Annotated in this window: 10 protein-coding genes; 4 read left to right on the top strand and 6 right to left on the bottom strand. The window is 60.3% G+C overall.

All coding sequences use genetic code 11. The annotated features are described in order from the left end of the window. Positions 1–89: 89 nt before the first annotated feature. From BQ8482_RS40030 to BQ8482_RS09475, 3 genes are all read right to left on the bottom strand, one after another. A complete protein-coding gene (locus BQ8482_RS40030) occupies positions 90–1619 on the bottom strand; it encodes an amino acid ABC transporter permease/ATP-binding protein (RefSeq protein ID WP_123147194.1) in 1530 nt (509 codons plus the stop codon). 76 nt (positions 1620–1695) lie between these two features. Then, the gene (locus BQ8482_RS09480) at positions 1696–2532 is read right to left on the bottom strand and encodes an ABC transporter substrate-binding protein (protein ID WP_123147193.1); all 837 of its coding nucleotides are present in this window, start codon (positions 2530–2532) and stop codon (positions 1696–1698) included. A gap of 158 nt (positions 2533–2690) precedes the next feature. Next, positions 2691–3557, bottom strand: coding sequence for a PfkB family carbohydrate kinase (locus tag BQ8482_RS09475; protein ID WP_123147192.1), 867 nt, complete (start codon positions 3555–3557; stop codon positions 2691–2693). A 102-nt stretch (positions 3558–3659) separates the two neighbouring features. Between BQ8482_RS09475 and BQ8482_RS09470 the strand changes: the two genes are divergently transcribed. Together BQ8482_RS09470 and BQ8482_RS09465 are read left to right on the top strand one after the other, a co-directional pair. Continuing rightward, a complete protein-coding gene (locus BQ8482_RS09470) occupies positions 3660–4661 on the top strand; it encodes an SIS domain-containing protein (protein ID WP_123147498.1) in 1002 nt (333 codons plus the stop codon). A 64-nt stretch (positions 4662–4725) separates the two neighbouring features. Then, complete coding sequence (locus BQ8482_RS09465) at positions 4726–5853, top strand: NAD(P)/FAD-dependent oxidoreductase (RefSeq protein WP_123147191.1); 1128 nt, start codon at positions 4726–4728, stop codon at positions 5851–5853. 697 nt (positions 5854–6550) lie between these two features. Here the strand turns inward: BQ8482_RS09465 and BQ8482_RS09460 are convergent. Then, entirely contained in the window at positions 6551–7933 is a 1383-nt protein-coding gene (locus BQ8482_RS09460; protein WP_123147190.1) for an FAD-binding oxidoreductase, read from the bottom strand. 584 nt (positions 7934–8517) lie between these two features. Between BQ8482_RS09460 and BQ8482_RS09455 the strand changes: the two genes are divergently transcribed. Next, the gene (locus BQ8482_RS09455) at positions 8518–12078 is read left to right on the top strand and encodes a PAS-domain containing protein (RefSeq protein ID WP_165848469.1); all 3561 of its coding nucleotides are present in this window, start codon (positions 8518–8520) and stop codon (positions 12076–12078) included. Between the two features lie 67 nt (positions 12079–12145). Then, entirely contained in the window at positions 12146–12856 is a 711-nt protein-coding gene (locus tag BQ8482_RS09450) for a response regulator (protein ID WP_123147188.1), read from the top strand. A 257-nt stretch (positions 12857–13113) separates the two neighbouring features. On the opposite strand, the gene BQ8482_RS09445 is transcribed toward BQ8482_RS09450, so the two are convergent. Then, positions 13114–14820 carry a tetratricopeptide repeat protein gene (locus tag BQ8482_RS09445; RefSeq protein ID WP_123147187.1) on the bottom strand — a complete coding sequence of 569 codons (1707 nt, stop codon included), beginning with the start codon at positions 14818–14820 and terminating at the stop codon, positions 13114–13116. Between the two features lie 3 nt (positions 14821–14823). Next, entirely contained in the window at positions 14824–15048 is a 225-nt protein-coding gene (locus BQ8482_RS09440; protein WP_244602675.1) for a YjiS-like domain-containing protein, read from the bottom strand. Between the last annotated feature and the right edge of the window lie 282 nt (positions 15049–15330).

The raw sequence follows: 15330 nt of genomic DNA, 5'->3' as shown, positions 1-15330 counted from the left end.
TCGTGCGTCGTAAAGACGAGCTAGTGGCAGTTAGGCCCACCCCGCAAGCCCGAACACCGCAGCACTCGCCGTTGCACACACCATTGCAATCACAGCACCTCAGACAGAAAGCGCCGAAGACGTGGGCTTTTCGGATTGTCGAAAAGGTCCTCTGGTCGCCCTGCCTCGACAATCCGGCCCTCGTCCATGAATACGACCTGGTTTGCAACCTTGCGAGCGAAGTTCATCTCGTGCGTAACGACCACCATCGTCATCCCGCCCCGTCCGAGGTCGGCCATCAAGTTCAGGACACCCTTTACCAATTCCGGATCGAGGGCACTGGTGACTTCGTCGAACAGCATAACCTCGGGTTCGAGGGCCAGGGCGCGCGCGATGGCCACCCGCTGCTGTTGTCCGCCCGAAAGATTTGCCGGCCGATGGTCTTTGCGCTCCAAGAGTCCGACTTCATGCAGCCTCGCTAAGGCCGCGCGCTCAGCCTCCTGGCGCGACATGCCTTTTACCTTGCGCAGCGCCAGGGTAATGTTGGCGAGCGCACTGCGGTCGGGGAACAAGTTGAATTGCTGGAAAACCATGCCGACACGCCGCCGGAGCTGGTCAGGGGTCTGCTTGTAGATGCTTTCACCATCGAGCAGGATGTCTCCGGCTCGACACTCGACGAGGCGGTTGAGGCAACGCAGCAAGGTCGACTTGCCCGAGCCGGATGGCCCGATCAGGCAGGTGACCGTCCCGGGCTCCACTTTCAGACTGACGTCATGGAGCACCTGGACGGCACCGTAGGCCATGTCGATATTCTTGACCTCGATGCTGCCGCCCTTGAAGCGTGTGGGCGCGGCTGCCGGCGACTTCCCTGCGCCCGGCACGCCGGCTTCCGCAAGCTCGGCGACTTCCTTGAGGCCGCTCTGCACGCCGGTGATACGCTTGCCGACGCGCATGCGCGCGTCGATGTAGTTGACGAGGTGGGTTAGCGGCACCGTGATCACGAGGTAGAACACGCCGGCCAGCAAGAGCGGTGACAGGTTGCCGGTCAGCACGGCCTGATCTTGGCCGACGCGGAACAGTTCGCGCTCGGAGGCGAGCAGGCCAAGGAAATAGACCAGGCTGGAGTCCTTGACGTTGCCGATGAACTGGTTGACCAGTGCCGGCAGGACGCGGCGGATGCCTTGCGGGATCACCACCAGGCGCATGCCTTGGCCATACGTCATTCCGAGCGTGCGGGTGGCGTCGATCTGACCACGCTCGACGCTCTGAATGCCGGCCCGGAAAATTTCTCCGATGTAGGCGCCGGCAATAAGGCTGAGTGCCAGAATGCCCAGCGGATAAGGCGATGGACCGAACAGGTCCCGGCCCAACCGCGCGAAGCCTTGGCCAATGATCAGAATAGTGACAATGGCGGGAAGCCCACGGAAGATATCGGTGTAGACCCGCGCTAGGAGTTTCAGCGGCCGGTTTTCGGAAATCCCCATCACGGCGAGGACGATACCGATCAGCGTCCCGAAAAACGTCGAGGCAACGGCCAGGATCAGGGTGTTCTTGAGACCGACCATCACCATGTTTGGCAGAACTTCTGCCATCGCCTGGAAATCAAGAAAGCTGCGGGAGAAGGTATCGAACCAGCTCATATCAAGTCCATCTATAACTCGGCCGGGCACCGTTGCTCACGGGCCCGGCCGGAAAACACAGCGAAGTCGCTCGAATTCACTTCTTGGGCAGATATTGATCCGGCATGGGGGTGCCCGCGAACCATTTTTCGTGCAGCCGTTTCCAAGTGCCATCCTCCATGGCCTCGCGCAGTGCCTTGTTCAGTGCCTCGCGGAAGGCATCGTTGCCTTTCTTGACCACGAACCCGGCTGGCGCATCGAAGGACGGCACGTTCATTGTTATCTTCAGGTTTTTATAGCGTTCTGCATACTGCTTGGCCGACTCATAGTCGGTGAAATGGCCGTCGATCGTCCCGTTGTTCAGCGCCGCCACCGCGGTGTTGTTGTCGGGGAACTTGACGATGTCGCCCTTCAGATTCTTCTCGGCATAGATTTCCTGCAGCGTCCCCTGGATCACGCCGATGCGCTTTCCGGCGGTGCTCTCATTGCTCGTCAGAGCCGGATCGGCCGAAATGATCGAAAGGTAACCCGCGAGATAGCCATCGCCAAAATCCACGGTCTTCTTGCGCTCCGCGGTCGTGCCAATGGCGGCGACAGCGACGTCGAAGCGGCCGTTGGCGACGGATGGCAGCAACGCCGAGAATTCCTGGCCGGTGAAGACGACCTGCTCCTCCTTGAACCCGAGCCGGTGCGCCACGTCGCGGAAGAGCTCAGCGTCGAAGCCGGTGAAGTTGCCGTTGGCGTCGGTGAAGACGTAGGGTTTCGCATCGCCCATGGTTCCGACGCTGATCACCGTCGGGTCGATGAGGTTGTAGGGGTTGTCGCTCGCCTTTACCTGCGTTGACGCGGCCAAGGTGCTAAGTCCTGTCGCCAGCGCGATAGACAGCGCCAGGCCGCATTTCACCAGTTGGCGCCTGCTCGAATTCGTTTGCATGTCTTCTCCTCTTACGATTAGCCGAACCCGGCCTTCCCACTCGACGTCTGATCCATCAAAATGCTCTTAGGTGGCATTTAATGAGATGGATGAGAACGTTATCACTTTCACCTAGCATTGTCCGTTTCTCGCGTCAATTGTTTCGGAGAATTTCGCAGCTAGACGGTTTTCCCGTGTTGAGCGTGCCGGGCTCCGCGGAGGATCTCGGGCGTCATGTTCCCTATATCGATTGCTGACGCATGGCCGATCGCCCCGTAGTACTGGCAGGTTGCAGCCGCCGCCTCTGCGGCATGGCAGAGAATGTCCTGAGGCGCCTCTTCCGTAAGCAGGCCGAGTAGCGTTCGGGCGATGAAGGTGTCGCCCGCGCCCAGGGTGTCGACGGGTTCGACCAGCCGCGCCGGGGTACGGTAGGAGCCTGTGTCGCTGTGAAGCACCGCGCCGGCTCGACCGCGCGTCACCAAAACCCACTTTGGACCACACGCAAGCAGATCGGATGCGACTACGGCCAATTCCTTGTCGTCAAGACCATCCCCTGAAACAGAAGCCAGATAGCAATAGGGTCCAACCTCGCGCCGGTGTTCCGGTTCCCGCCGCGTGGAAAAATCGTAAGATAACAGTGATTTACTCGAAGCTGCGGCAACCCATGGGTCTAACCCGCTGGACTGGCCGATGTGGACGGCCTGAAAGCCTGAGAGAAAATCCAGATCTTCTTGCGTCGGCGTAAACATCGAAACGCCGAGATCGAAATCCAGGAAAATCCGATCGGCGTTGTGGTGACCTATGAGGCAGTAAGCGGTCGGCCCTTCGAGGCGCCGCAATCTGGTGACGTCAACGCGCTCCGACGCCAGTGCAGTGCAGATCAGGTCCCCGGCCCGGTCTTTGCCGATCGCTCCCACATAGGCCGACTGCCCGCCGAAGCGGCTCACATAGACCGCGACATTGAGGCAGTTTCCGCCAGGATACATCTCGCCGCGAGCAAGATAGCAATCGACCACGTTATCGCCCATCGCGGCAATCTTGACCATTACAGGACTTTCAGCTTAAAAGGATGTGAGAACGTTCGCATAATGGCAATTATCTGTCAATTGTGCGCCGGCCAAAGCTCTGTCAACCAGACGAGGAAGCTCATGATTTCCGCCCTGCCCGCCGACCTAGAACGCGCTCTGAACGCTGCGGCGGGCAGGCAGTTTTCGCACCTCTTTCTCGTGGCGTGCGGCGGCTCGCTCTCGATCATGATGGCAGGCAAATACTTCCTCGACCGCCATAGTGGCACTTTCGCCTGCGACATCTACAACGCGGATGAGTTCGTCTGCCGAGATCCGCGGCGGTTGGGACCTGACACGCTTGTTGTCCTTTGCTCGCAGACAGGAAACACCAAGGAGACCGTGCGGGCGGCCAATCACGCAAAAGACCGAGGCGCAATGACAATCGGCATGACGCTCGACCAAACATCGCCCCTCGCGCGGGCGGTCGACCACCCGATTGCCTACCAGGCCTCGTATACGACGGGCAAAGCAATCGATGCAGCCTACAGCAATTACGGCGTGCTCTACATGCTGCTCGCCGGTTTGATCGATGCTCGGGAAGACGGCGGGCTAACCGACGACCTGCTGATCAGCCTGAGCCATCTTCAACCGGCCATCGAGCGCGCGCACCGGGCCTACGCTGACCGGTTCGAGACCTTCGCCGCTCGCTTCGCACCTCGAGAGGCAATCTACACACTAGCCAGCGGTGCCAGCTACGGTGCGGCCTATTCCTACGCCATCTGCGTGCTCATGGAAATGCACTGGTACGACTCGCAGGCAATACACGCGAACGAGTTCTTTCATGGCCCATTCGAAGTGGTGGATAGGGATGCTTCCTTCGTGGTCCTGCTGGGTTTGGACGAAACGCGGAGCCTTTCCGAACGTGCCCGTGATTTCCTTATCAAATACGGCAGCCGGGAAAACATCCTGGTGCTCGATGGAGCGGAACTCGACCTCGGCGGTATGTCCGAACACATCAAACCCTATCTCGTGCCTTTGGTCTTCTTCGACACTCTATGGCGTTTTGCCTACAAGCTGGCAGGTCTGCGCGACCGGCCGATGCTCGAGGGTAGGCGCTACATGAAGAAGCTGTCGGACTACTAGTTCCGCAGCGCTTTGTAGCGATCTCACAATTTCCGGCCCATCTTCTGCGTAGAAGGATTTCTCTATGACTGCATTCCCAAAGCCGCGCCATGTCGTCGTTGTCGGCGCAGGCATCTTTGGTACCTCAACTGCGCTGCACCTCGCCCGCCTTGGCTTTGATGTGACCATTGTCAATGACGGCGCGCCGTCCAACGGTGCATCCGGCCGTTCACTTTCCTGGCTGAACTCAGCGCGACGCGCGGAGACTGCCTATCACCGCTTGAGGCTTGCAGGCGTCGACCGTTATCGGACCCTGGCCGCCACAAGGCCGGAAACCGCGTCCTGGCTTCGCTTTGACGGCGGCCTCACCTGGGATGCGGATGATAAGGCGAACCAGATCGCGTCCATCTGGCAGCTGGAGCAGGATATTGGTTATGACGCGCTTCTGCTCGGCCCTGCCGAAGTTGGCGCAGTGACGCCCGGGGTCAATGCCAGTGCAGTCACCCCGCAGGGCGCCATTTTCAATCCTGGCGAAGGATGGGTTGACCTGCCCTCTTTGATCGATCTGCTGCTCAATGAATTCCGCTCGCGCGGCGGCAAGCTTGTTCAGGACGCTGGACGCGTGCGGATAGTTGCCACAGGTGGTCGCGCGCGTGGCGTCGTCACTGCTGGCGGTGCGGCGGTCGAGGCGGATGCAGTCGTCCTTGCCGTTGGGCCAGCGACGCCTTCCATGCTTGCGGAGATCGGAGTCCATGTCCCCGACGCCACGCCGATTTCACTTCTCTTGAAGACCAAGCCGATCAAGACCGACCTCCGCGCCGTGCTGAATACGCCGCGCGTGGCGGTACGCCCGACGCCGGATGGCGCACTTGTTTTGGATTCGGCATGGTCGGAGGAAGAAGTCGTGGTCAACTCGGACGACACCTACACCGTGCACGACAAAACCGTAAAAGGACTGCTCGACGAAGCTAGCGCCGTGCTTGACGGCAATCCGCGGCTCCAACTCGCAACCTACGCCGTTGGCCCGAAGCCTATCCCCGGCGATGGCGAGCCGGTGCTTGGCTCCGTCGAGACCGTCGCCGACCTTCACGTCGCTTTTAGCCACAGCGGCGCCACGCTTGGACTGATCGTCGGCGAATTGCTAGCCAAAGAAATCGCCTCCGGCAATCCGCACCCCATGCTTGCAACCTTCCGCGCCAACCGTTTCGGCTGAAAGGGCAATCGCGGCCGAGACCGAACTGTCCAGATGAGCCGCGGTGGCATTGCCCAGATGACCGCCTTCGGAGGTTGATCCGCGCACCTGACTAGGATAACATGACAATCGTAGTTTAGTTTTAGCCGCGGCCGCAGCAAGGCTGGCCCTTCACGCGCGGCGCCATCAAAACCTTTGAAACTCAGTACAGAGCGCCTGCGCGGCGTCTGTGTGACATGGCGTCCGCAACGAATGATCGTCTGCCCCTTGTCGATCATGGCGTTGCAAGAGCCGGCGAACCCCTTCATGGGCCGGATGGTTTTGGTCAACAAGGCTCGCGCGAAGCCGGTCGGGGCAATCGTATGAAGTAACTGGCCTATGCATTTTGAACCTCAGGTTTCGGAGCAAAACGTGTCGACCCTTGCCAAGACTAGATGTTCGGTATTTGGCTCTGGATATTTTCGTCTCTCCCATTTAATCTTCCGTGTCTTCGGTTCTTATTGTCATGTACCGCTTTCGTTCAGGCGTTTTTCTGTAGTTCGGTGGGAGTGTTTCGTTTGTTTCAGCAGCACGCGCGACGGGGCGGGCCGCATTTTGTTGGTTGTGGTCTCGTCGGAGATTCGACGAGAGTCTTCCTCGATGGCGCGACACCGGCTTCCGCATGCCACAGGCCTGTCCGCCTCGGCGCGACCCAAGGACGGACAGGCTCAGCCTCGGCTTACGGCCGGATGTTGTGGTTGACGCAGAAGAGGTTCGCCGGATCGTATTTGCGCTTGACCGCGACGAGCCGCTCATAGTTGGCGCCGTAGGCGGCGCGTACGCGCGCTTCGCCTTCATCATCCATCATGAAGTTGATATAGGCGCCACCATGCGGGTTGTGCTTGTGCACCGCGGCCCAATACTCGCTTGCCCAGCGCCTCAGCTCCGGCGCCTTCGTCGGGTCGGGGTCGATGCCGGCGATAACCATGGACCAACGCGCTCGCCGCGCTCCCCAGGCGGTGGCGTCCGGAGCCACTTCCTGGACCGCTCCGTCGATGGGGTAGAGATGCATCAGCGACAGCTCGGTCGGGGTCTTCGAGCCGTGCTCGGCATGGGCAGCGATGGCCGCATCGGACAGCTCGTCGACATAATCGCCCTTCCAGTACCACTGCAAGCCCTTCGGCAGCAGCGGATCAAACAGCGCCTGCAGATCGACGAAGGGCATCTGCATCATACCGTCCATCAGAGGCCTGGGAAGCGCGTCGCGCACGGGCTGCATCGCCCGGATGCCGTCCTCCTCCGCGCCGTTGTAGCAACTGATCAGCGCGCAGATGCGCCTTTCCCAGATCTCGCGTGGGAAAGGGTCGCAGGCGGGCACCGTCTTGATGCCGAAGAACATCCCGAGCTCTCGCGGCGCTCCGGGCAGGAAGTCGCGGTACCAGCGCATGATCTCTGCGGCATGTTCGATGTCGAAGAAGATCGGCCCGGCATAGACATCCTTCGCCGGATGCGCCTGAAATGTGAAGCGCGTCACGACGCCGAAGTTGCCGCCGCCGCCGCGCAGCGCCCAGAACAGCTCCGGGTGTTCGTCATCACTTGCCGTCAAGACGCTGCCGTCGGCCAGCACGACCTCGGCCGCAAGCAGATTGTCGATGGTGAGGCCGTGTTTGCGCGTTAGATGGCCGGTTCCGCCGCCCAGCGTCAGTCCGGCGATGCCTGTGGTCGAGACGAGGCCCGCCGGCACCGCCAGCCCATGAGCGCTGGTGGCGCGGTCGACATCGCCTTGGGTGCAGCCGGCCCCGACGCGGACCGTGCTGGTCCTGGGATCGATATCGACCCGTTTCATCGGCGACATGTCGATGACCATTCCGCCGTCGCAACTGCCGAAGCCTGGACCGTTGTGGCCGCCGCCGCGAATGGCAAGAAGCAAATGCTTCTCTCGGGCATGATTAACTGCCGCGACGACGTCGGCGACCTCGGCGCAGGGGACGATCCAGCGCGGCCGCTTGTCGATCATAGCGTTGTAGAGCCCGCGAGCCTCTTCATAGGCCGGATGGTTTTGGTCAATAAGGCTCGCGAGGAGCCGGTCGGGGAAATCGTACGAAGTAACTGGCTTATCCATATTGAACCCTCAGGTTTCAGAGCAAGACGCATCGACACTCGCCAAGACTAGATTGTTCATCCTGGGCGCCAGACATTTGCGTTTCGCCGGTTGAATTTGCCGCATCTGCGGCTCTTCTTGTCATACACCGCCTTCGTTTCCGACGTTTTTCAGTGGTGCGGTGGGAGTGTTTCGTTTGTTTCAGCGCGCGCGCCATGGCGATGACAGGCGGCATTTTGTGGCTGGTTATGGTCCGGGTCGTTTGCTCGAGCCTTGATATCGGCCGTGCAACCTAGGCCATTCGTGTTTCGGCCGTTTTTCCGGAGGATTGATAGAATTCGTTTTCACGTCAGCGCTGGCGAAGACTCCCACGCGCCGAAACAGTTGAAACAAATCACGCGGCGTCTGAATGTGTGCTGAAACAAAGAGGGTCTAGTATCCGCCGTCGGGAGATCACGTGAACAAAGGGAACGACCATGCGGCCTGATAATCCGGTGCCATCCACACACACAGGCTATGCCCTTTTTGACGCCAACAATGTCCTCGTTGGGAGCAATCCGCAGATATTTGGAAGCCAGCGGCTCAATCGCGGCGAGATGCAGCCGATGGATGCCATTGCCGCAGTCGCCGAAGCCCTCTCACATCTAAAGAGTTTCGACGGCCGCCCCATCGAGCCTGGCAACACGTTTGTTGAAAGCGCCGCGGCGCGATGGACGCAAATCGACGACGCTCCAGTTGAAGCGGAGACTTTGGATGGCCGGTGGAAGTTGCTCACCGCACATCCTCGGCCTGATGGCGGCATGGCCCTGGTAAGCGTCGACATTACCGAGATGAAGCGAGCGCAGATCGCGCACCGGGAAAACGCGGAGATATTCCGCTGCATCACGGACAGTCACCCGCTGCCGGTTTGGGTGGTGGACGCGGGAAGCGGGCAGATCCTCTACGAAAGCCTCGATGCGTCGAACCTGCTTGGCCGAAAATGGGCCCCGCAAGGGCCGCAATTCCTGACGGATCATTTCGTGAATACTGGCGAATTCGATGAAATCAGTTCTCTCGCCAGCAACACCGACATCGTGCGGGATCACGAAATCCAGCTTAGAAACGCAAGCGGATCGACTGTCTGGTGCTCGACTAACTGCCGTCGCGGCGTTTATGGCGGGCGCCCCTCGCTCATCATCGGGGTATTGGACATCACGGAACGGAAGCAGCGCGAGGATCTGTTCGGTTTCCTGATCAAGCATCATCCGTTGCCGGTATGGATGAACGATGCAAGTTCGGGGGAACTCATCTACCAGAGCAATGCTGCCGAACGGCTGCTTGGATGGAGCAAAAAGGCGCAACGCGAGACGGTGCGGCTCGGCGACTACTTTGTCGACCCCGAGAAACACCGGGAAATCAATCGGGAGCTCATGCAAAAGGGCGTCGTCGAAAATTGCGAGGTGCTTCTTAAAAGACCCGACGGCCAGGAGTTCTGGGCCACGGGCAATCTCAGGATTGTCGAGTTCCAGGGCCGGCGAGTGGTTCTCGCCGGCATCGCCGATGTGACCAAGCAGAAGAAGCGTGACGGCGAAGTCGCCGCGGCGCGGGAGATGCTCGCAGACGCCGTTGAATCACTCTCCGAGGGATTCGCGCTGTACGACGAAGACCACCGCCTGGTCATGTGCAACAGTCTTTACCGGGAGTTGAACCACCCGGTGCGGGATCTCGTTGAACCGGGCGTGGAATGGGGCGAACTCCTTCGCGAATCCGCCAAGCGCGGCGTGTTCCGCAATGCGGTTGGGCGCGAGGATGAGTGGCTCGATGAGCGTATCCAAAGCCGAATTGAGTTCCACTCCCATTTCGAAGTACCCCTCTCCGACGGCAAATGGCACTCGGTATCGATACATCCCACCGATCTTGGCGGCTTCGTCGTAACGCGCGCCGACATCAGCGAGCGCAAGAAGGCCGAGGCTGCCGAGCGCGACGCCACGGCACTGCTGCAAAAGGTGCTCGATGCCTGCCCTTCGCCGATACACATGACCACGATCGAGGGAGAAACGCTCTACCGCAATCCTGCTACCAGAGATCTCTACGCCGACCGTCCTCGAATAACCGACCACTATGTCGATCCAGATTATAGCGCAATATTGGAGCGCACCCTGATCGCAAAGGGCAGGATCGATGATTTTCGGGTCCAGCAGTACGACACCGAGAACAAGGCCTTCTGGGCTTCGATTTCCGCTCGCCTGATCGATTTCCAGGGAAGGCAGGTGATAGTGTCGAACACGACTAATATCACCGACATGATCACCGCCCAGCAAGAAACGCGCAAGGCCAACGAGCGGCTGATCGACGCGATCGAATCTCTGGCCGAAGGGTTTGCTCTCTACGACAGGAACGATTGCCTAGTGCTGGCCAACAGCAGGTACCGCCAGATGCACGCGATAAGCGCGGATGTGCTCGTTCCCGGGGTGAACTGGTTCGATTTCCTCCGCGTGACCGCAGAGCGCAACCAGTTTCCGGTTCCACGGGACAAGATCGACGACTGGCTTGCCGAGAGGGCAAGGGACCGCCGCGAATTCCGGCAACAGGAATTCCGTCATACGGACGGGGGTTGGTTTTTCGTCTCGAACTGTCCGACCCGCGAAGGCGGGTTCGTGGTCACCCGTGTCGACATTACAGAGCGCAAGCGAGCCGAGGAGGCCGCCAAGGAAGCAGATGAAATGGTCCGCAAAGTCCTCGAAGCCTGCCCCGTCAACATCCAGATGACCCGCGCGCATGACGGGAAGCTGCTCTACCGCAGCCCCGCCACCGTTGAGCTGCTCGGCGACGTCACCAGCGCCGTCGACTATTATGTCGATCCTTCAGAGCGGATGCGATACGTTGAACGGCTGCTCGCGACGGGGCTGGTCGACGATTTCGAAACCCAGCTCAAACGCAAGGACGGTGGAACCTGCTGGTGCTCGGTTTCGTCTCGACTGATCGATTACCACGGTGAGAAGGTGATCGTTTCCCACGCCTACGATCTCACCGACCGTATCGAAATGCAGCAGCAATTGGAGCGACAGCGCGAGACGCTGCACCAGAACGAAAAAATGTCGGCGCTCGGTGGATTGCTGGCGGGGGTTGCGCATGAGCTGAACAACCCGCTCTCGGTGGTGCTTGGCCTGTCATCGCTGTTGAAGGAGACCGCAACGGACGCCAAGGTCGTGGAACGCGCCGACAAGATGAGCAAGGCAGCCGAACGCTGCGCCAGGATCGTCAAGACTTTCCTGGCTATGGCCAGACAGCAGCCGACGCGAACCTCAAACGTTGCGATCGATGACATTATTTCCGAGGCGGTGGAAGTGGCGAGCTATTCGATTCGATCGTCGGACATCGGGCTTTCAGTTCATCTTGAACCTGGTCTTCCCCCGATTTGGGCGGATCCCGATCAGCTTGGCCAGGTGCTGATCAACTTGCTTGTCAATGCAGAACAGGCGCTTCACGGCTGGGAAGGGCGACGGACAATCACGGTTTCAACGCGGCTTCATCCCAAAACCGGCAACATAGTCGTCAGCGTTGCCGACACGGGTCCGGGAATTCCCAAAGAGATACTTCCCCGCATTTTCGAGCCGTTCTTCACGACGAAAGAGATTGGGTCAGGGACCGGGATCGGGCTGTCATTCTGTCATCGGATCGTTCAATCCCATGGAGGAACCATCGAAGTAGAATCCCCCGAGGGGGGTGGCTCGACCTTCATACTTTCGCTGCCTGCTTCGGACCGTATCGAGGAACGAGCCGAAACGGCCGAAGACGAGCTCCCGAATTCAACCGGTATTGCTTGTCTGGTCGTGGACGACGAAGAGGAAGTGGGTGAGCTGGTTGCTGAGGTGCTCAGGCGAGATGGTTTCAAGGTCACCATTGCCAGATCCGGCGAAGAAGCGCTGCTGCACCTCCAGAACCGCACTTTCGCGCTGATCCTGAGCGATCTGAAAATGCCGAACATGGATGGACGGGGATTGTTCAACCAGATTGCCAAGCTTCATCCGGCCGAGCTCGACAGGTTAGCCTTCCTGACGGGGGACACGATCAGCCCAGACGCGCAGATGTTCCTGCGCGCCGCGAAACGGCCCTATCTTGAGAAACCGATCAAACCGAACGAGCTCCGTTCGTTTGTCTCGAATCTGGTCAACAACAATACTTGACAGATCCGTTGATTTGCACGTCACTTCAGGGGCAACTTATATTAGGCTAGTTGCTCGGTGGTCGATTTTGACGACGCACGCACACGTAGTTGTCTGCGATGACGAACCGGATATCCGCGACACGGTGGCGGAATATCTGGAGCATCATGGCTATGCCGTGACGCCGGCCAACGCGGGGCCTGCACTGCGTGAACTTATTGATAGCCAGCACGTCGATGTGGTCATATTGGATATCCGAATGCCAGGTGAGGATGGCCTCTCCCTGGCGCGATATCTACGAGAGCACTCAGACGTTGCCATTATCATGCTGACCGGATCGGCGGAAATCGTCGACCGCGTTGTCGGATTGGAGATTGGCGCCGACGACTATGTCGCGAAGCCCGTCGACCTTCGGGAGCTGCTGGCGCGGGTGAAGGCCGTGCTGCGCAGAACATCGGCGAGCGAACGCGCTGCGGAGAAGTCGAGTACTCCGGGCCCTCACCAGGTCCAGTTCGGCAAGTGCCGCTTCGACCCTGACGAACACAAATTATACAACGCCGAGGGGGTCGAAATAGCGATCACCGCGATGGAGTTCCGGCTTCTGAAAGTATTCAGCGAACATCGCGGACGAGTACTCAACCGTGATCAACTGCTCGAGCTCGCCCATGACCGCGGCTGGGATCCCTTCGATCGCAGCATCGACATTCGCGTTTCGCGCCTGCGGAAGAAAATCGAGGTCGATCCCTCCAAGCCGGAGGTGATCAGGACGATCCGCGGCATGGGTTACCTCTACGCTTGAGCGCGCCGCTGGCTGGTTGGACCAGCGCCTCAGCCCTTTCGGCTTATGCGACTTTGTGGCTCCAGGGGATAGCCCGCTCAAACTTCTGATTTTCGGGATCCAGCTGCGTTGCGTTTCTACTATGACGTGTGGCACTGAAAGGCAGGCGTACCGGCCACGCAGGTCTTTTTTCGACCTGGGATTGTGTGTCGCAACCGGGTTGCGAGGCTGCGACACGTTTCCTGAGCCGACAACGACGCCGGCACCTTAAGCGCGGGTCAGAGCCGTTCGATGCCGAGAAAATCCGGCGCTCCCACCCAGGCGGCCTTGAAGCGCGCATCCATCTCTTCGGCGTCCGCTGTCCCGCCGGTCCTGCGGAAAACCTCGCGCAGGCCCCACAACGCCCAGGCGTTGTTTGGAGTCTGCTCCAGCACGTGCTCGAAGGCTGCCGCGGCCGCCTCGTGCTCACCCATGGCCATGTAGACCGCGCCGAGGGTCTGTCGGACCGGATAATACCAGTAGGCCGGTTCCATATAGGCAAGGCCGTCCTCGATCGCGACCGCCGCCTCAAGCTTATCGCGCGCTTCCCGCAGGTTGCCCTGGTGCTGGGCAATGCGGGCCTCCACGATCAGCGCGCTCAATTCCAGCAAATCCGGCGCCGGAAGTCCTCCCGCCGTTTCCGTGGAAAAATCGGTCTCGGCGGCGAGCTTGCGGATTGCGGCGGTCTCGGCGCGCGCCGCCTCGCTCGCGCCTTTTGCGGCGAAGGCGACGCCCCGCGCATATCGCCAGGTTGCCTCGACATAAGGCAGGGCGTTTGCCGGCAGCGGCAGCGCGAGTATGACCTCGGGATCGCTGTACTGGGCGTGCGCGAAATAGGGAGCCGCCTTGATCGGCTGCAGCCCGGCCACCTTTCTGGCCATGGTGTCGGAGACCAGCGATTCGAGCTTTTTGGCCGCCTCGGCGATTGCCTCGACGTCGCCCGCCATCTGTGCTGAGGTCATCAGGAAATGCAGGTTATGCGGATAATAGCCGTCCGTGTAGACACCGGGCGTGCTCTCCGGCGCTATGCCGACACGCTCGAAATAGGCCTCGTCCGCTGCCACCGCCTCGCGGTTGATCTCCAGGCTGTCGATCCACCGGCCGACCTGGTGATAGATGTGCGCTGGCATGTGCACGATGTGTCCGGCGCCGGGCATGAGGGCGGCAAGCCGGTCGGCATGGGCTTCGGCCCTTTCCGGCGTCGCGGATGCTTCGACGGCATGGATATAGAGATGGATCGCGCCGGCATGATCCGGTTTGCGCGCCAGAACCCGCTCCAACGAGGCCACAAGCTTGACCGTGTCCGGCTTTGGCGTTGCTCCGCCGTCAAGCCAGTAGTCCCACGGCATCAGGTTCATAAGCGCGTCAGCGTAGAGCGTGGCGATCTCGTCGTCCTGCGGATGGCGGTCTGCCAGTTCCGCCATCGCCGCGGCATAGGCCTGGTTCAGGGCACCCTGATCGGCCGAAGTATCGGCGCTGTAGCGCTTGGAGAGCGCGGCGATAAGATCCTTTTCCCGGCTGGAGGCGAGGTGCGCTAGCTTGCGCGCCTGCGCTACGGCTTCGGCGGCGTTCGCGGCCGCCTCCTGGCCCATGCTGGCGTTGATGTTGGGGCCGAGCACGTAGGCCTCGCCCCAGAAACACATGGCGCAGGTCGGGTCCAGCTTCTGCGCGGCCCTGAAAGCGCGCTGCGCTTCGGCGTGGTTGAACGCCCACGCCCAGCGCAGGCCCTGGTCGAAATAGGCCTGCGCCAGCGGGTTGGTAGTGGTGACAGGGTAGGAATGACTGCCGAGGTTTTCGAACAGCGGAACGCTTGTCGAATCCGCTGCAACCGCCGCCTTGGCCTGGCGATACGGAACGCCCGTTTCATGGGCATTGGCGGCGGGCGCCGCCAGAAGGGCGGCCGCGCTCGCACAGGCCAGTAGCGGGAGCCTAAATGAAAGTTTCATGGTTCAGCCCGCCTTGTCTTCTTGGCCGCGCTTCAAGCCGCGGACCACCAAACCAATCTCGGACCGGCTGATCCCGATGTCCCTCAGGAAGGCATCGTCCATCGCCGCAAGCGTCCGTTCCGCCATACGGTGAACCCGGTAGTCCCGGAAAGAGCGGTAAGCTGCTCGCATTATCGACATTGCAACACTCCATTGATTGGCGCCGCGGGTGCAGCGATGCCATTGCATTTAAACCATCCCTGTTTCAGGCGTTTTTCCACGCCGAACGCGAAGTGTTTCGTTTGTTTCAGCGCCGGGGAGCGCTTTCCGCGCGGTGTGGACTGCGAGCTGCCAGAGTCGCGCGGGAAACCGCCTTCTTTCCTGGCGCTGGATAGTGAAACCGGCGTCCGAGATCAGCCACGCTGGCTCGCGCGTCAGATGGCAGCAACGGGACACCGATCTAATCGCCGATTATCTGCTGCCTCGCTATGTTAGGGGTAGCCATGACATTAGCCGCAATCGATCGTCTGT

This window comes from Mesorhizobium delmotii, from assembly GCF_900149755.1.
In the GTDB taxonomy this organism is placed as follows: Bacteria; Pseudomonadota; Alphaproteobacteria; order Rhizobiales; family Rhizobiaceae; genus Mesorhizobium; species Mesorhizobium delmotii.
This window is presented reverse-complemented; position numbering and strand designations above follow the sequence as displayed.

Bases quoted from the DNA above. Each gene is read 5' to 3' on its own strand.
- BQ8482_RS09445 (WP_123147187.1), bottom strand. From the start codon at position 14,820: ATGAAACTTTCATTTAGGCTCCCGCTACTGGCCTGTGCGAGCGCGGCC.
- BQ8482_RS09480 (WP_123147193.1), bottom strand. From the start codon at position 2,532: ATGCAAACGAATTCGAGCAGGCGCCAACTGGTGAAATGCGGCCTGGCG.
- BQ8482_RS40030 (WP_123147194.1), bottom strand. From the start codon at position 1,619: ATGAGCTGGTTCGATACCTTCTCCCGCAGCTTTCTTGATTTCCAGGCG.
- BQ8482_RS09470 (WP_123147498.1), top strand. From the start codon at position 3,660: ATGATTTCCGCCCTGCCCGCCGACCTAGAACGCGCTCTGAACGCTGCG.
- BQ8482_RS09440 (WP_244602675.1), bottom strand. From the start codon at position 15,048: ATGCAATGGCATCGCTGCACCCGCGGCGCCAATCAATGGAGTGTTGCA.
- BQ8482_RS09455 (WP_165848469.1), top strand. From the start codon at position 8,518: ATGGATGCCATTGCCGCAGTCGCCGAAGCCCTCTCACATCTAAAGAGT.
- BQ8482_RS09475 (WP_123147192.1), bottom strand. From the start codon at position 3,557: ATGGTCAAGATTGCCGCGATGGGCGATAACGTGGTCGATTGCTATCTT.
- BQ8482_RS09460 (WP_123147190.1), bottom strand. From the start codon at position 7,933: ATGGATAAGCCAGTTACTTCGTACGATTTCCCCGACCGGCTCCTCGCG.
- BQ8482_RS09465 (WP_123147191.1), top strand. From the start codon at position 4,726: ATGACTGCATTCCCAAAGCCGCGCCATGTCGTCGTTGTCGGCGCAGGC.